Genomic DNA, 15,567 nt, shown 5'->3' with positions numbered 1-15,567 from the left:
TGCCGCCGCGGGCCCTGCCCGAGGACGTGCGATGCGCATCGCGGTGGTCAACAACTTCTTCCCGCCCCGGGTGGGCGGGAGCGCGCACATGTCGGCCTCGCTCGCGGCGCAGTTCGTCGAGGAGGGCCACCAGGTCCTGGCGATCACGGCCGCCTACGCCGACGCGCCGGCCGAGGAGGAGCGCGACGGCTACCGCGTGGTGCGCCTCCCGTCGACGAAGATGCCGCAGGTCGGCCTGTCGATCGACTTCGACATGAGCTTCGCGTCGGTGCGGCCGGGCAACTGGCGGCGGCTGTGGAAGCTGCTCGACGAGTTCAAGCCGGACGCGATCCACCTCCACGGCCAGTTCTTCGACCTGTCGTGGCTGGCCGGGATCTACGCGCGGCGGCGGCACATCCCGGCGCTGCTGACCATCCACACCCTGCTGATCAGCGACAACAAGCTGTACGGCGGCGTGTTCCGGGTGCTCGACGCGGTGCTCGTGCGGCCGATCCTGCGCTACATCCGGCCGCGGTACGTCATCCTCGACAAGCTCGGCGTCGACTACTGCGTCGAGCGCTACGGCACCAGCGACGCGAACTCCGAGTACTTCCCGATCGCGGTCGACACCGGCCACTTCGCGAAGCCGGTGACGAAGGACGTCCGCGCGGAGCACGAAATCGGCGACGCGCCGCTGATCGTCTCGCTCGGGCACGTCATCCCGCTGCGCAACCGGCTGCCGCTCATCGAGGCCCTGCCGTCCATTTTGGACAAGCACCCCGGCGTGCGGGTGGTCGTCGTCGGACGCGTCTACCACGACGCGTTCCTGAAGCGGGCCGCCGAACTGGGCGTCTCCGAGGCGCTGGTCGTCACCGGCGCGGTGCCGAAGGAGGACGTCCCGGCGTACTTCGCGGCGGCGGACATCGTGACGCACGACCTCAACGGCGGCTGCGGCACGGCGTCGCTGGAGGCGATGCTGTCCGGCACCGCGACGATCGCGTCGGTCACCGAGGACAACTACCCGGGCATCGAGCTGCGCAACGGCGAGAACGTCCTGCTGGTGCGCCCGGACGACTCGGAAGCCGTGGCCTCGACGGTGATCGAGCTGCTCGACGACCCCGAGCGGCGCGCGCAGATCGCGCAGCGGGCGAGCGAGATGGTGCGGTCGAACTTCGGCCTCGACGTCGTCGCCGAGGAGCACCTGCGGACCTTCGAGAAACTGGTGTCGGACGCCCATGTTCTTCGATGACGAGCGCAGCCACCGGCTGCGCCCGCAGATCCTGACCGAGCTCGTCTCGCAGTACATGAACGACGCCGAGCGGGCGCAGTTCTACGGGCTGCCCTCGACGTGCCGCGTCCGCGAGCGCGTCAAGATCATCAGCCCCGAGAACCTCAAGATGGGCGACCACTGCTGGGTCGGCGAAGGCGCGGCGCTCGACGCGAGCGGCGGCCTGGAGATCGGCGAACACACCAGCATCGGGCTGAACACGCTGATCTTCACGCACTCCAGCTGGCTCGCGAACATGACGCTGCAGAACCATTCGGGCAGCGACCTGATCGAGCGCAAGCCGGTGAAGATCGGCAAGGGCTGTTTCATCGGCGGCCTGGTGGTCATCATGGCGGGCGTGACGATCGGCGACTTCGCCACGGTCCAGCCGAACTCGGTGGTGGCCAAGGACGTCCCGCCGCGCACACTGGTCGCGGGCAACCCGGCCCGGGTCTTCCAGCGCTACGACGAGGAATACATCCAGTCCGAAGTGGACCGTGTCCGGGCGGACAACGCCCGCCGCCGCGAGATCGCGGAGTCACACGGGCAGAACACTTCGGGCTGGGGAGCCCCATCGGGCGACTACTCGGAGCAGTAGCTTTCCGGCAGGCTGACGTGCGAAGATGACGTCCAGTAACTGCGGCGAGGAGAAGGCGATGAGTGTCATGGAGTGGCCTCACCACCTCTTGTCCCTTGAAGACTGGATCGATCTGCCGGAAACCCCGGAGTACCAGGTCGAAGCGGTCGAAGGGGTTCTTGTCGTGGCGCCGCGTCCGATGCCATTCCACCAGCTCGCCCTTACCCGGCTGGGCTACTTGATCAACGAGCAGCTCCCGGATGAGTACTGTGCGCTGAGCGAAGTCGAAGCAGTCATCGCCGAGGCACCGCTGACCGTCCGGGTGCCCGATGTGCTGGTGGCCCCGGCCGCCCTGGTGGCGACGAACCCGGCTCGGCTCGATGTCGCTGATGTGCAGCTGGTGATCGAGGTGCTGTCCGAGGGCACCAGGCGGACCGACCAGGTCACGAAGTTCTCCGAGTACGCGGAAGCCGGGATCGAGCACTACTGGATCGTCGACCTCGACCCGCCGATCAGCATGATCACCTACCGGCTGGTCGACGAGGACTACGAGAACTTCGGTGAACAGTCCGGCATCGCCGAGCTCGACTTCGGCGGCCACGCGTTGACCATCGACCTGAACGCACTCACCACCCGGCGAGCCCAGCGCCCCTAGGAGCAGTGCAGCGCGACCTCACCGGTGTCCGGCAGCGTCACCGGGTTCCTGCACCCCGACTTCACCCCCGCGACGAACCGGGCCACTGCCGTAGTCACACACTCATCGAAGTGGATGACGGCGGCGCCGGCGTGGTCGCCGGCACCGCCGCCGTGGAGCCGCCGGAACACGCTGTGACGCAGGTCAGCAGGCATGCCGCGGCGAAGATTTCCCCCAAGGTGCGCACCGAGGTCAATCTAGCGCTCGGTCACCGAGCGCAGGATATCGGTTACGCAACGTTTCAGCCGTGGCCGACGCCGGTGTGGCCCGCCGGCAGGTTGTCGCCCGCGGCGTCGTAGGCGCGCAGGCGGCCCGGGTCGGCGGCCGAGTCGAACCAGAACACCACCACGTTCGGGTCGGCGCTCCACTTCGCCTGGTGCGCGACCACGTTGCCGGCGGCGGTGATCTTCGCGGCCGGGCCGGCGTAGTAGCCGAAGCTCGGCACGTCGTGGCCGTCCAGGTTCGCGCCGCCGGTCACCGCGTGGAAGCCCGGGGCCTTGTCGCTGCCCGCGAACTCGTTGGCGACGATCACGTCCTTCAGGCCGCCCGCGGCGTCGCGGATGCCGCCCATGATGCCGAACGTCGTGGTCGGCAGCTGCGGCTCCTGCAGCTTGACGCCGTAGAAGACCAGCTCGCCGGAGCTGTCCCGGCGGCCCGTGCCGATGACGTCGCCCAGCACCTCGTGCTCGGGTGCGGCGTCCCGGGTCGGCGGCGGCGAAACCGGCGCGGCCGGCGCGGCCGGTGCGGCGGCCACCGGAGCGGCCGGCGGCGTCTCGGCGTTCGCGCTGGTCAGGAGGCCGGGAACCGCCAGCACGCCGCAAGCGGCGACCACGGTACCGGCGATGACGAGGCGGTTCTTCACGGGTTTCCTCCCCGGATCGGCAAGATCGTCCGCCGGTGACTACGGGCGTAGGGTCGAAAAGGTTGAGACGCGCCCGCGCAACCTTTCCGGGGCCCGGCCGTCGCTGGGGGCGAAAGGGGTGACGCATGGCGCGCGGTGACGACGAGTTCGCGGACTTCGTGCGCGCGTCCTCGGCTCGCCTCACGCACGCCGCGTTCCTGCTCACAGGCGATCGGCACCAAGCCGAAGACGCCGCCCAGACGGCCTTCACCCGCACGTACGCGGCGTGGTCGCGAGTCCGCCACAAGGACGCCTACGGCTACGCCCGGACCGTCCTGATGAACCACGTCATCGACGGCTGGCGGCGCCCGATCCGTGAGTACGCCACCGAGGAGATGCCCGAGCGGCCGGACCGCGTCGACGTCGACCAGGCCGTCACCCAGCGGGAATGGCTCACGGCGGTGCTCAAGACGCTGACCGCCCGCGAGCGCGCCGTCGTCGTGCTGCGGCACTTCTTCGACCTGCCCGAAGCCGACGTGGCGCGCGAACTGGGCGTTTCGCTGGGTACCGTGAAGAGCACGAATTCGCGGGCGCTGGCCAAGCTGCGGATCGAAGCGGGCACCGAAGACACGCTGATCGGAGGGAGCGGGCGATGAACGACCTCGACGACTTCCGCGCCGCCCTCCGGCGGCCGCCGTCCGAGCCCTTCGCCGAGCCGGACCTGAGCAGGATCATGGCCGACGGCACGCGCCTGCGGCGTCGCCGCCGCGTGCTGACGACCACCGGCGGGCTCGCCGCCGCGGCCGTCGTCGTGCTGGTGGTCGTGTTCGCCGTCCAGCTGCGGCAGCCCGCGCCCGCGCCGGTCGCGCAGCCGCCGGCCCCGCCCGCACCGACGTCTTCGGTCCCGCCGCCGACGACCGCCGGACCGCCCCCGGCCGAGCCGCTCGGCGAGGTCGTCGGCACCGGTATCCGCACCGCGGCCGGGGAGATCGTGATCTTCGCCAAGGCGGTCGACGAGCCGCAGATCCTGCCGGACATCCACTTCGGCCTCGTCGCCGGTTTCCGCGACGGCGGGAACCTGGAGCCGGTCCTGGCCACCAACGAGTTCCGCGGCTCCGACCGCTCGTTCGGCTTCCACGCCACCGACGGCGGCGAGGTCCTGCAGGACCAGACCATCCCGGTCTTCGGCTACTTCGCCGGCGCGGCCGCGAGCATCACCACGACGGTGCACGGCAAGACGATCCAGGCGAACGTGGCGAAGTGGAGCAAGGACCCGAACGTGGTCATCTTCTGGTTCGACCCGGTCGCGGTCCCGGACTCGGCGTCGCTGACGCCGCTGATCGCCTACGACAGCAAGGGAAGCCGGCTCACCAAGTGAGTGAGCCGGCCCCGGGGAGCGTCAGGCGGCGGCCTGGGTGAGGACCTGCTCGACGACGTGGTGCGACGGCAGGATCAGGTCGCGCTCGGTGTCGGCGTCGATCTTGCCCTCCAGCAGGTCGCAGAAGCGGTCCAGCTGGGTGGCCAGCGGTTCCCGCGCGGTGATCAGCTCCGGGATCTCGATGACCGTCTGCTGGCGGTAGCCGAGGCCGTCCGGGGTGACCGAGTCGTGCGAGATGTGGCGGTAGATGGTGACGTCGCGGCGCAGCAGGTCGATCTCGATCAGGCGGTCCAGTTCGGACACCACCAGCGACCGGACCTTCTTCTGCCCCAAGCGGGACGCCGACACCGTGGCCAGGCCGGTCGGGAACGACAGCACCGTCTCGATGGTGTCCTCGGCGCCCTCGACCGACTGCGGGTGGAAGTAGCCCGCGCCGGACGTGACGCGCGCCGGCGTCGCGCCGCCGAAGAACTGGATCGCCAGGTCGACGTCGTGCACCAGCAGGTCCCACGCGACGCCGGTCTTGATGCGCGGCGCGTACGGGCCGTGGCGGCGGGCCATCAGGTGGATCGGCTCCTGCACCAGCGCCCGCGCGGTCATCACCGCCGGGTTGTAGCGCTCGAGCAGGCCGCACATCAGCGCGACGCCCTGCTTCTTCGACAGCGCCACGATTTCCTGCGACTTCTCGTAGCTGTTGCACACCGGCTTTTCGACCAGCATCGGCTTGCCCTGGCCGAGGATCTCCTGCGCCAGGTCGTAGTGCACCTCGGTGGCCGAGGCGAGCACGACGGCGTCCACATCGGACAGTGAGCCGATCTCCGGCGTCCACTTCGTCTCGTACCGCTCGGCGACGGCCTTGCCGGCCTCTTCGCGCGGATCGATCACGCGGACCAGCTCCACGCGTTCGTTGGCGGCGAGCACGCGCGAGTGCAGGGAACCCATGTTCCCCGTCCCGACAACAGCGATCCGATGCGTCATGCGCCCAGTACCTCGCGAACGGTTTCGATGATGGTGTCCAGCTGGGACTCGGTCAGGTGCGGGTGCACCGGCAGCGAAAGCGCCTGGTCGGCGACCGACTTCGCGACCGGGAAGTCTTCGACGCGCGCGCCCGGGATCAGGTCGTGGCCGCGGTAGCAGTCGTAGTCGAAGACGATCTTGGGGTAGTAGATGCCGTTGCCGATGCCGCGCTCGGTGAGCGCCGCGGCCAGCTCGTCGCGCGAGAGGAACGCGTGCGGCCCGACCAGCACGGTGTACTGGTGCCACACGTGCTCACGGCCCGGCAGCACCTGCGGGACGTCGAGGCCCGGCGTGCCCGCGAGGCCCTCCGAGAGCCGCTTCGCGTTCGCCTGGCGGGCGGCGGTCAGCTGGTCGAGCTTCGCCAGCTGCGGGATGCCGACGGCGGCGTGCAGGTCGGTCATCCGGTAGTTGTGGCCGGCGACCTCGTACTGGTACCGGGCACGCATGCCCTGGTTGCGCAGCACGCGCAGCTTGTCGGCCAGCGCGTCGTCGTCCGTCGTGATGACGCCGCCCTCGGCGGTGGTGATGTTCTTCGTCGCGTACAGCGAGAAGCAGCCGATGCCGAACGATCCGGCCTGCTTGCCCTCGAAGGACGCGCCGACGGCTTGCGCGGAGTCCTCGATCACCGTCAGCCCGCGCTCGGCCGCGAGCGGGGCGAGCTTGCCCATGTCCGCGGTCTGGCCGTAGAGGTGCACGGGCATGAGCACCTTGGTGCGGTCGGTGACGGCCTTGACGACGGCGTCGGGGTCGATCGCGAAGTCGTCGCGCCGGATGTCGGCGAAGCGGACGGTCGCGCCGGCCTCGAGGATCGCGTTGAGCGTCGCGACGAAGGTGAACGGCGACGTGACGACCTCGTCGCCCGGCTTCAGGCCGAGGACCTGGAGCGCGGCGACCAGTGCCGTCGTCCCGTTGTTGACCGCGATCGCGTGCTTCGTCCCGGAGACCGCCGCGAAGGCGTCTTCGAAGCGCTTGACCATCGGTCCCTGTGCGATGGCGCCGGAACGCAGGACCTCGACGACGAGGTCCTCCGCGTCGCGGACGTCGACCACGGTGATGGGGATCATGGGCAGTCTCTCTCGGCAGGCGATTTCGACGCGTCCGGTACAGTGAGCCGCCGGTTCTGCGCCCGGCCGCCCTGCATGAACGCGGGCCACACGTTACCGGGCGCGGTAGCACGCCCAGTACCCAGCCGCCGACGAACGGACACCCGACCCGTGGCCAACCGCATCCACCCGACCGTCGTCCTCGGTGAAGGCGTCGAACTCGGGGACGACAACGTGATCGGCCCGTTCACGGTGATCGCCGGGCCGGCGCGGATCGGGGACGGCAACTGGATCGGCCCGCACGTGACGATCGGCACGCCCGGCGAGGACCGCGGCCGCCCCCACCCGGCCGCCTGGGACACCGCGCCGACCGGTGACCCGGATCACGACGGCCACGGCGTCGTCATCGGCAGCCGCAACAAGATCCGTGAGTACGCGAGCGTCCACCAGGGCACCTGGCGCACGACGACGCTCGGCAGCGACGGCTACTACCTGCGCGGCTCCCACATCGCGCACGACTGCCTGGTCGGCGACGCCGTGACCATCGCGTCCAACGTCGTGACCGGCGGCCACTGCCACATCTGGGACGGCGCGAACCTGGGCATGGGCGCGGTGCTGCACCAGAAGGTCGTGATCGGCCCCGGCGCGATGGTCGGGATGGGCTCCGCGGTCCGCCGCGAGATCGGCGCGTTCACCATCGCCGTCGGCAACCCGGCCCGGGTCACCGGCGTCAACGTGGTGGGCCTGTCCCGCCGCGGCCTCGACGAGGCGACCATCGAGGCGCTCGGGCCCTGGCTGAAGGGTAAGGAAGGTCTCCCGGACGCCACCCTGCCCGGAGACCTCTCTACCTTGGTAAAGGCGTGGGACGCCCGCCCGCGCGAAGAGCACTAGGAGTCGTGAGCATGTCTGAAGTGGCCCCCAAGCTGCGCGAGGTCTTCGTCGAGGCGCTGGACCTGGACGGCGACGTGGACGTCGAGAACCTGAAGTACCGCGACCTCGAGGCGTGGGACTCGGTCGGCCACATGGCGCTGGTCGCGGCCATCGAGGACGAGTTCGACGTCGAGTTCGACACCGACCAGGTCATCGACATGTCGAGCTTCAAGGTCGCCGTGGACATGGTCACCGAGCTCCAGTCGAAGAATGACTGACGAGTCCCTGTCCGGTCGCGTCGCGCTCGTCACGGGCGGGACGCGGGGGATCGGCCTGGCCACCGTCCGCGCGCTCGCCGCGGCGGGCGCGACGGTGGTGCTCACCGGCCGCGACGAGGCCCGCGCCAAGGAAGCGGCTTCGGCCGCGGGCGCCGCGGCCGGGCTCGCGCTGGACGTCACCGACGCGAAGGCGGTGTCCTCGCTGGTCAGGGGCGTCGCGAAGGAGCACGGCCGGCTCGACATCGTCGTGGCGAACGCCGGGATCATGGAGGACGCGCTCCTCGGGATGATCCGCGAAGAGCTCGTCGACACGACGCTGAGCACGAACGTCGCCGGCACGCTGCACACCGTGCAGGCGGCCGCGCGGGCGATGATGCGCAAGAAAACCGGCTCGATCGTGGTTCTGGCCTCGATAGTCGGTGTGTACGGAAGCGCCGGCCAGACGGTGTACGCGGCGTCGAAAGCGGCGGTGGCGAACATCGCGCGGTCGGCGGCGAAGGAGCTCGGCCGGTCCGGGATCCGGGTCAACGCGGTCGCGCCCGGCGTGATCGAAACCGATCTGACCGCCGGCCTGAGCGAGGACGCGAAGGCCGAGAACGCCGGCAAGACGCCGCTCGGGCGGCTCGGGCGGGCGGAAGACGTGGCGAACGCGATCCGGTTCCTGGTGAGCGATGATGCGTCCTTCATCACCGGCCAGGTGCTGGGCGTCGACGGAGGCTTGGTGTTGTGACGCTGTTGGGTGCGGGAGCTCGGCTGGTGGACGTGGCCGGGGGCCGCACGCTGGCGGGCGCGGAACTGTCGGCCGAGGTCGGCCGCCGGATGGAAGCCCTGGCGGACCTGCCCGTCGGCGTGGTGTTCGCGCGGATGTCCGTCGACCTGCCGAGCGTGCTGACGTACCTGGGCGCGTTCGAGTCCGGTCGCGCGATCGCGCTGATCGACCCGGCGCTGGACGTGGACGTGCTCGCCGGGCTCGTCGAACGCTTCCGCCCGGCCGCGGTGCTGTCCGCTTCGGGTGACGCGCCCGCGGGCTACACGACCCGCGGCGACGACTGGATCCGCTCGTCGGCCGACGGCGTCGCGCCGCACTCCGACCTCGCCGTGCTGCTCCCGACCAGCGGGTCCACCGGCAACCCGAAGCTCGTCCGGCTCTCGCGCCAGGCGATCCTGGCGAACGCCGACGCCATCGCGCAGGTGCTCCACATCGATGCCGACGAGGTCGCGCCCACCTGCCTGCCGCTGCACTACAGCTACGGCCTGTCGGTGCTGAACTCGCACCTGGTGCGCGACGCGACCGTCGTGATCGAGCCGTCCGGCGTGCTCGGCCGCGGCTTCTGGGACGCGGTCAACACCCACGGCGTGACGTCCCTCTCGGGCGTTCCGTACCACTACGAAATGCTGCGGCGGCTCAAGTTCGACCCCGCGAAGTACCCGACGCTGCGCACCCTGACGCAGGCCGGCGGGAAGCTGCGCGACGAGCTGATCACCGAGTTCAACGACAAGATGATCGCCGTCGGCGGCCGGATGTACGTGATGTACGGCCAGACCGAGGCGGCCCCGCGGATGACGACGGTGCCCGCCGAGCGGCTGGCCGAAAAGCTCGGTTCCGCCGGGCCGGCGCTGCCGGGCGGCCGGTTCGCCGTCCGCCGCGACGACGGGTCGGAGACCACGCACCCGAAAATTGTCGGTGAGGTCGTCTACCGTGGGCCCAATGTGATGCTGGGTTACGCGGACGACGAGTCCGGCCTGGCCAAGGGTGACGAATGCGGCGGCGTGCTCGCCACCGGTGACCTCGGGTACCTCGACCAAGACGGGTTCCTGTTCATCACCGGCCGGCTCAAGCGCATCGGCAAGGTCTTCGGCAACCGCGTCAGCCTCGACGATCTCGAGCAGGCCGTCCGCACCGCGGCGGTCGGGATCGACGTCGTGGCGGCGGTGCCCGCCGGCGACAAGGTCGTGCTGTTCGCCGAGGGCGTCGGCAAGGACATCTGCAAGGACGCGTCGAAGGCGCTGTCCGAGCGGCTGCACCTGCACACGAGCGGGTTCGACGTGCGCCCGATCGACACCGTGCCGCTGCTGGCCAGCGGCAAGATCGACTACCGGTCGCTGGAGGCGAAGGTATGAGCGTTTTCACTCGGTCGCAGGCTGACCGGGAGGCGTTGCTGCTGCCCGAGCTCGCCGCCCTGACCGCACACCACCGGGCGAATTCCGAGGGCTACGAACGGATCCTCTCGTCGCTGGGAATCGCGCCGAGCGCTCAGTTTGCGTCGATCGCCGACCTGCCGTGGCTGCCGGTGCGGATGTTCAAGACGCACGACCTGAAGTCCGTTCCGGACAGTGAGGTGTTCAAGACCCTCACGTCGTCCGGCACCACCGGCGCCGGCGCGTCGCGGATCTACCTCGACAAGGAAGCGGCGGGCGCGCAGACCAAGCAGCTGGGCGCGACCCTGCAGGAGGTCCTCGGCGGCGAGCGGCTGCCGATGCTGATGGTCGACACCATCGGCATCATCAAGAACCGCCGCTCCTTCTCCGCGCGCGGCGCGGGGGTGCTGGGCATGGCGAACTTCGGCCGCAAGCACACCTACGTGCTCGACGAGAACGACCAGCCGGACGTCGAGGCCGTCAAGAAGTTCCTGGCCGAGTACGGCGGCAAGCCGTTCCTGATCTTCGGCTTCACGTTCATGGTCTGGCAGTACCTCTACGAGGTCGCCCGGGAGCACCGGCTCGACCTGTCCAATGGCATCCTCGTCCACTCCGGTGGCTGGAAGAAGCTGATCGACCGCGCGGTGGACAACACCGAGTTCCGGCGCCGCTTCAAGGAGGACACCGGGCTCACCCGGATCCACAACTACTACGGGATGATCGAGCAGATCGGCACTGTGTTCCTCGAAGGCCCGTCCGGCAACTCGCTGTACTGCCCGGACTTCGCCGACGTCGTGATCCGCGACCCGGAGACCTGGGAAGAGCAGCCGGTGGGGGAGCCGGGCGTGATCGAGGTCGTCTCGACGCTGCCGCGGTCCTACCCCGGGCACGTGCTGCTCACCGAAGACCTCGGCGTCTACAACGGGATCGACGACGGCGACTGGCCGGGCAAGCACTTTTCCGTCCTCGGGCGGCTGCCGAAGGCCGAGGCCCGCGGCTGCTCCGACACGTTCTCGGGAGCGGCGGCGTGAGCACCCTTACCCAGCGTTTTCCCTTGGCTGACGCGGTTTCCGTGAGCGACCTGGTGGGCGAGCTGCGCGCCGAGCCGCCCGGCGGCCGGCTGCGCGTCGGTGACCCGCGGGTCGTCGAGTTCGTCACGAAGTTCGCCCGCAAGCTGCTGGCGCCGGCCACCGCGCGCCGGTTCCCGGAGCTGGCGTCGCTCGGGTTCTTCCTGCGCAAGGGCGAGATCGCCAAGGCGTTGTCCACTTTGGACGCCAAGGGTGGCGCGCTGCGGTTCCCCCGGGGGCTCGTGTTCCACGTACCGCCGGCCAACGTCGACACGATCTTCGTCTACTCGTGGGCGCTGTCCGCGCTGGCGGGCAACCACAACGTCGTGCGGGTGTCGTCGCGCTCGGCCGGGGCCGCCGAGGCGGTGCTGGAGGCGCTGAACGCCGCACTGTCCGAAGTGGACCCCGCTACGGCGGCGGCGATCACCGCCACCCAGCGGATGGTCACCTACGACCGCAGCGACGAGGTGAGCGGCGCCCTGTCGCTGGCCGCCGACCTGCGCGTCATCTGGGGCGGCGACGGTTCGGTCGCCGCACTGCGCAAGTATCCGCTGGCGCCGCACGCGCGTGACCTGACGTTCCCGGACCGCTCGTCGTTCGCCGTCGCGTCGGTGGCGGGCTGGCAGCGAGCGTCCGAAGCGGAACGCCGCGCGGCCGCCGAGGGCTTCTACAACGACTCGTACTGGTTCGACCAGGCCGCCTGCTCGTCACCGCGCGCGGTGTTCTGGGTCGGCGACGAAGACGGCGCGCGCGTCGCGGGGCAGGAGTTCCGCACGCTGCTGGCGCAGGTGCTCGTGACGAAGCAGCACGTCACCGAGCCGGCGATGGCGGTCCAGAAGCGCGTCTCGGCGTACGGCGCGGCGGTCGACGGCCTGGTCAAGGACATCTCCTTCGCGGGCAACGGGCTGGCCACGCTGGAGCTGGCCGACCCGGCGACCATGCCGCGCGAGTGGCTCGGCGCCGGCACGTTCGCCAACGCGCGGGTCGCGTCTCTGTCCGATTTGGTCCCGACCGTCCTCCGCAAGGACCAGACGGTCGGCCAGTTCGGCTTTACCACGGAAGAGCTGACGACGTTCGCGTACGAACTGGCCGGTCGCGGAGTCGACCGGATCGTGCCGTTCGGCTCCGCCCTGACGTTCTCGGCGGTCTGGGACGGTTACGATCTGCTGGCCGAGTTCAGCCGCCTGGTCACCGTGCAATGAGGCTTATTCAGCCGTCGGCCGCCGCATGACTTCTGCGGTGATCAGCACCATGCGGGCGGGCCGCGGCGGCCTGACCAGAATAAGCCTCAGACCTGAGGAGATGCGTCAATGACGACACTGGAGTCGCCGGAGTGGGAGACGCCGGCTGCCAAGAAGCAGCCGAAGTCCACCAAGGCGAAGATCCTCGACGTCGTCAGGTGGGTCGCGATCCTGCTGGTCATCGGCTTCGCGGCCAAGCAGCTCGCGGCGAACTGGGGTGAGTTCTGGCGCACCCTGCACGACGTGGCCTGGCAGTCGTCGCTGCTGAGCCTGGTGGCCCTGGTCGCGGCGATCATGGTGTCCACCTGGGGCTGGCAGGTGATGGTCGACGACCTGGGCAAGCCGATCGGCTACGCCCGCGGCGCGCAGATCTGCCTGGTCGGCTCGCTCGGCAAGTACGTGCCCGGCTCGGTCTGGGCGTACCTGCTGCAGATGGAGCTGGGCCGCAAGGCCGGCCTGGCCCGTGCCCGCATCTTCACCGGTTCACTGATCCAGCTCGGCGTCGGCATCGTGTCGGCGCTGGTCGTGTCGCTGCTGGCGGCGCCGGCGGTGTTCAGCAACAGCCCGCGCGCGCTGTGGCTGTTCGTGCTGATCCCGGTCGGCCTGGCGATGCTGCACCCGAAGATCCTGACGTGGGGCACGTCGCTGGTGCTGCGTGTGCTGCGCCGCCCGCCGCTGCAGCAGCCGCTGACCTGGAAGGTCGTCGGCAAGGTCTTCGGCGCCTCGACGGCGGCGTGGTGCCTGCAGGGCGTCCACCTGTGGCTCCTGGCGAACTCGGTGGGCACCCCCGGCATCAGCGGCTTCATCCTCTGCGTCGGCGCGATGGCCGTGGCGATGACGGTGGGCACGTTCGCGTTCATCCTGCCCAGCGGCGTCGGCGTGCGCGAAGTGGCCCAGGTCGCGGTCCTCACGGCGAGCGGCCTGACGGTCGGCCAGGCCACGGCGTTCGCGGTGGCTTCCCGGGTGATGTTCACGGTCGCGGACCTGCTGACGGCGGGCGGCGCGGCCCTCGCGGCCCGCTCGCTGCGCGGCAAGACCCCCGCAGCCGCCTGACCTGCCGATTCGCTCTTGGCCTGTGGACAACTAGCCCGCGGGAGCCCTCTTCGGAGCCGGAACCGGGGCCTTTCGTCACCGTGACGCAAGCGGGCTTTCCGGGGCTGTCACAGCATTCCACCCCGATTTCCGCACGATCGGGCAGCTACTCACAGGCCTGTACCCAAGTTGTCCACAGGCACTTGTGCACCTGTGGACAACTTCAGGGCCGGAGTCGATAAATCACCGCGTCCGAGTCGCGCCAGACCTCCTGCAGGAACGGCTCCCCGGCCAGCCCGATCAGCCCCGGCTGGTACGGCTTGCCCGGCTCCGTGGACGGCTTCCCCAAGATCACCCAGCGCACGTTCAACCGCCGCACCGCCGCCCGCACCGCCGGGTCCGTCTCGTAGTCGCGGAACCGGTCGGCCAGCAGCAGGGCGTCCGACGGCGGGAGCGTCTCGTCGTAGTGCGCCGCCACCGTGCGGACGCCCGAGAGCGCGTACGTCCACGCCGTCCCGTCGAAGCGGTCGTTCATCGCCCACTCACCCGGCTTGGCCAGCTTGCCGAGCTCCTCCATCGCCGCCGCCTCGCCCGGTGTCACCCGCAGCTTCGACGGGTCCGCGGCCTGGTAGCCCGCGGCCACCCGGGCGCCGTTGGACCGGAAGTACAGGCCGTTCGACAGCAGGACGAACCCCAGCAGCACCACCACCGCCACGGCGACCGCCGGTATCCGCGAGAACCGCGAAGACAGCCACGCCTGCGTCTCCGCCAAGCCGTGCGCCGCCAGGACGCACAGGGGGACCGCCGCCATCGCGAAGAACCGGTACGGGTCGTCCCACCACGGCCTCGACAGCGCCATCACCAGCGGGGCGTTCGACGACGCCACCGCCATGTACGCCAGGCCCGTCACCGCCGCCGTCAGGCCGATCCAGCGCAGCGCCCCCGCGCGGGCGAAGAACACGATGCCCAGGAACAACGCCACCGACAGCCAGATCTGCGGGTGCGGCTCCTGGTGCTGGAACCCGAGCAGCGCGCCCAGCGCCGTCGACGCGCGCCACTCGCTCGGCCAGCCGTAGTACGGCACCGCGCTGTTGGCCAGGCCCAGCGCCCCGAACAGCTGCAGCCACGCCACCAGCAGCGCCACCACCGCGATCGGCAGCAGGGCCAGCAGGTCGCGGCCGATCCGGCGCCACCCGCCGAGCCAGCGCTGGACCAGCAGCGGGCCGGCGAACAGGATCCCGCCGAACAACGTCGACGAGTGGACGCACAGCAGCCCGACCGCGGCCAGCAGCAGCACCAGCCCGGTGTCCGGCGCGACCCGCTCCAGGTACCGGCGCAGCGCGACCGCGCTCAACGGCGTCAGCGTCAGCCCCAGCGCGAACGGCAGCAGCGGGCCGCGGTCCATCGACTCGTAGACGCCCATCACCGGCGCCACCGCCGTCAGCGCGACGGCGCCGGCCAGCACCGCGCGGCCGCGGAACTCACGCACCAGCGTCACCAGTGACAGCGCCAGCAAACCCGGCAGCAGCACGGTGTTCGCGTCCAGCACCTCCGGGATCGACGCGCCGCTCAGCCGGTACGTCACGGCCGCCAGCAGGTGGTAGGCGTTGGGGTAGAACACCGGCGCCGCGTCGCCGTACCAGTTCACGTGGCCGGTGCCGAACAGGCCGCCGTCGCCGGTGTCGGCGATGTAGCGGACGGCGTTGCCGTGGTACACCGCGTCGAACCCCTGCGGCAGCGCGCCGAGGTGCCCGAGGCCGAGCAGCGTCGCGTAACCGCCGATCACCGCCGCGAACAGCAGGCACGCCCCCACCGCGAGGTGCCCGCGCCGCGCCCACAGCCCCGGTCCGGGCTCCGGCGGCCGGCGGCGCACGGTCAGTTTCCGGACCCCGGAAGCGATCGCGACGAACACGACGGTCGACACGGCGTAGGTCAGCGGGGTGAACGACAGGCCTGCCGCCGCGGTCCACGGTCCGGTCAGCCCGCCGACGGCGTAGCTCAGCAACGGCGTCAGCCCGGCCAGGGCCCAGCCGCGCACGCCCGCCGCGTACCCGGTCAGGAGGCCCGGGACGGCGATGACGGCAATGGCAACGCAGACGGAGAGCACGCTGGAGACTAAGCCGACAACGGCCGGCCGGACAGCC

At 70.5% G+C, this 15,567-nt stretch carries 16 protein-coding genes; 12 read left to right on the top strand and 4 right to left on the bottom strand.

Going from position 1 to position 15,567, the window contains the following annotated elements; translation table 11 throughout:
* Positions 1–31 precede the first annotated feature (31 nt).
* The 3 genes from OG570_RS10150 to OG570_RS10140 are packed head-to-tail and all read left to right on the top strand — an operon-like array spanning position 32 to position 2,478.
* Positions 32–1,228 carry a glycosyltransferase family 4 protein gene (locus tag OG570_RS10150; RefSeq protein ID WP_326956338.1) on the top strand — a complete coding sequence of 399 codons (1,197 nt, stop codon included), beginning with the start codon at positions 32–34 and terminating at the stop codon, positions 1,226–1,228.
* Positions 1,215–1,844, top strand: a complete 630-nt coding sequence (locus OG570_RS10145; RefSeq protein ID WP_247059897.1) for an acyltransferase — start codon at positions 1,215–1,217, stop codon at positions 1,842–1,844. The genes OG570_RS10150 and OG570_RS10145 overlap by 14 nt, the downstream gene beginning before the upstream one ends.
* Before the next feature lie 25 nt (positions 1,845–1,869).
* The gene (locus OG570_RS10140) at positions 1,870–2,478 is read left to right on the top strand and encodes a Uma2 family endonuclease (RefSeq protein ID WP_326956337.1); all 609 of its coding nucleotides are present in this window, start codon (positions 1,870–1,872) and stop codon (positions 2,476–2,478) included.
* Positions 2,479–2,758: 280 nt separating this feature from the next.
* Here the strand turns inward: OG570_RS10140 and OG570_RS10135 are convergent, their stop codons facing one another.
* Positions 2,759–3,379: a hypothetical protein gene (locus OG570_RS10135; protein WP_326956336.1), complete on the bottom strand. Its 621-nt coding sequence runs from the start codon at positions 3,377–3,379 to the stop codon at positions 2,759–2,761.
* Positions 3,380–3,504: 125 nt separating this feature from the next.
* Here OG570_RS10135 and OG570_RS10130 point away from each other — a divergent pair, with 125 nt between their 5' ends.
* Together OG570_RS10130 and OG570_RS10125 are read left to right on the top strand one after the other, a co-directional pair.
* Complete coding sequence (locus tag OG570_RS10130; RefSeq protein ID WP_326945593.1) at positions 3,505–4,014, top strand: SigE family RNA polymerase sigma factor; 510 nt, start codon at positions 3,505–3,507, stop codon at positions 4,012–4,014.
* A complete protein-coding gene (locus OG570_RS10125; protein ID WP_326956335.1) occupies positions 4,011–4,736 on the top strand; it encodes a hypothetical protein in 726 nt (241 codons plus the stop codon). The genes OG570_RS10130 and OG570_RS10125 overlap by 4 nt, the downstream gene beginning before the upstream one ends.
* A 21-nt stretch (positions 4,737–4,757) precedes the next feature.
* On the opposite strand, the gene OG570_RS10120 is transcribed toward OG570_RS10125, so the two are convergent.
* Complete coding sequence (locus OG570_RS10120) at positions 4,758–5,714, bottom strand: Gfo/Idh/MocA family protein (protein WP_326945595.1); 957 nt, start codon at positions 5,712–5,714, stop codon at positions 4,758–4,760.
* On the bottom strand, positions 5,711–6,817 hold the full coding sequence (locus OG570_RS10115; protein WP_326956334.1) for a DegT/DnrJ/EryC1/StrS family aminotransferase: 1,107 nt from the start codon (positions 6,815–6,817) through the stop codon (positions 5,711–5,713). The genes OG570_RS10120 and OG570_RS10115 overlap by 4 nt, the downstream gene beginning before the upstream one ends.
* Before the next feature lie 150 nt (positions 6,818–6,967).
* Here OG570_RS10115 and OG570_RS10110 point away from each other — a divergent pair, with 150 nt between their 5' ends.
* The 7 genes from OG570_RS10110 to OG570_RS10080 all read left to right on the top strand — a co-directional run bounded on the left by OG570_RS10110 (position 6,968) and on the right by OG570_RS10080 (position 13,444).
* Positions 6,968–7,687, top strand: coding sequence for a UDP-N-acetylglucosamine acyltransferase (locus OG570_RS10110; protein ID WP_247059909.1), 720 nt, complete (start codon positions 6,968–6,970; stop codon positions 7,685–7,687).
* Between the two features lie 11 nt (positions 7,688–7,698).
* Positions 7,699–7,944 (top strand): acyl carrier protein, encoded by a 246-nt coding sequence (locus tag OG570_RS10105; RefSeq protein WP_326945597.1) that lies wholly within the window; start codon positions 7,699–7,701, stop codon positions 7,942–7,944.
* Positions 7,937–8,674: a glucose 1-dehydrogenase gene (locus tag OG570_RS10100; protein ID WP_326945598.1), complete on the top strand. Its 738-nt coding sequence runs from the start codon at positions 7,937–7,939 to the stop codon at positions 8,672–8,674. The genes OG570_RS10105 and OG570_RS10100 overlap by 8 nt, the downstream gene beginning before the upstream one ends.
* On the top strand, positions 8,671–10,065 hold the full coding sequence (locus OG570_RS10095; protein ID WP_326956333.1) for an AMP-binding protein: 1,395 nt from the start codon (positions 8,671–8,673) through the stop codon (positions 10,063–10,065). The genes OG570_RS10100 and OG570_RS10095 overlap by 4 nt, the downstream gene beginning before the upstream one ends.
* On the top strand, positions 10,062–11,114 hold the full coding sequence (locus OG570_RS10090) for a LuxE/PaaK family acyltransferase (protein WP_326956332.1): 1,053 nt from the start codon (positions 10,062–10,064) through the stop codon (positions 11,112–11,114). Before OG570_RS10095 ends, OG570_RS10090 begins: the two co-directional genes overlap by 4 nt.
* Positions 11,111–12,352, top strand: a complete 1,242-nt coding sequence (locus tag OG570_RS10085) for an acyl-CoA reductase (RefSeq protein WP_326956331.1) — start codon at positions 11,111–11,113, stop codon at positions 12,350–12,352. The genes OG570_RS10090 and OG570_RS10085 overlap by 4 nt, the downstream gene beginning before the upstream one ends.
* Before the next feature lie 108 nt (positions 12,353–12,460).
* Entirely contained in the window at positions 12,461–13,444 is a 984-nt protein-coding gene (locus tag OG570_RS10080; protein WP_247059918.1) for a lysylphosphatidylglycerol synthase transmembrane domain-containing protein, read from the top strand.
* A gap of 202 nt (positions 13,445–13,646) precedes the next feature.
* Here the strand turns inward: OG570_RS10080 and OG570_RS10075 are convergent, their stop codons facing one another.
* The gene (locus tag OG570_RS10075; RefSeq protein WP_326956330.1) at positions 13,647–15,530 is read right to left on the bottom strand and encodes a DUF6541 family protein; all 1,884 of its coding nucleotides are present in this window, start codon (positions 15,528–15,530) and stop codon (positions 13,647–13,649) included.
* Positions 15,531–15,567 lie beyond the last annotated feature (37 nt).

This window comes from Amycolatopsis sp. NBC_01286 (assembly GCF_035982555.1).
GTDB lineage: Bacteria > Actinomycetota > Actinomycetes > Mycobacteriales > Pseudonocardiaceae > Amycolatopsis.
This window is presented reverse-complemented; position numbering and strand designations above follow the sequence as displayed.

What these genes read in the sequence shown, in the direction of transcription:
- OG570_RS10150 (WP_326956338.1), top strand. Translation starts at nt 32, where the DNA reads ATGCGCATCGCGGTGGTCAACAACTTCTTCCCGCCCCGGGTGGGCGGG.
- OG570_RS10115 (WP_326956334.1), bottom strand. Translation starts at nt 6,817, where the DNA reads ATGATCCCCATCACCGTGGTCGACGTCCGCGACGCGGAGGACCTCGTC.
- OG570_RS10090 (WP_326956332.1), top strand. Translation starts at nt 10,062, where the DNA reads ATGAGCGTTTTCACTCGGTCGCAGGCTGACCGGGAGGCGTTGCTGCTG.
- OG570_RS10130 (WP_326945593.1), top strand. Translation starts at nt 3,505, where the DNA reads ATGGCGCGCGGTGACGACGAGTTCGCGGACTTCGTGCGCGCGTCCTCG.
- OG570_RS10145 (WP_247059897.1), top strand. Translation starts at nt 1,215, where the DNA reads ATGTTCTTCGATGACGAGCGCAGCCACCGGCTGCGCCCGCAGATCCTG.
- OG570_RS10105 (WP_326945597.1), top strand. Translation starts at nt 7,699, where the DNA reads ATGTCTGAAGTGGCCCCCAAGCTGCGCGAGGTCTTCGTCGAGGCGCTG.
- OG570_RS10080 (WP_247059918.1), top strand. Translation starts at nt 12,461, where the DNA reads ATGACGACACTGGAGTCGCCGGAGTGGGAGACGCCGGCTGCCAAGAAG.
- OG570_RS10120 (WP_326945595.1), bottom strand. Translation starts at nt 5,714, where the DNA reads ATGACGCATCGGATCGCTGTTGTCGGGACGGGGAACATGGGTTCCCTG.
- OG570_RS10140 (WP_326956337.1), top strand. Translation starts at nt 1,870, where the DNA reads ATGACGTCCAGTAACTGCGGCGAGGAGAAGGCGATGAGTGTCATGGAG.
- OG570_RS10125 (WP_326956335.1), top strand. Translation starts at nt 4,011, where the DNA reads ATGAACGACCTCGACGACTTCCGCGCCGCCCTCCGGCGGCCGCCGTCC.
- OG570_RS10100 (WP_326945598.1), top strand. Translation starts at nt 7,937, where the DNA reads ATGACTGACGAGTCCCTGTCCGGTCGCGTCGCGCTCGTCACGGGCGGG.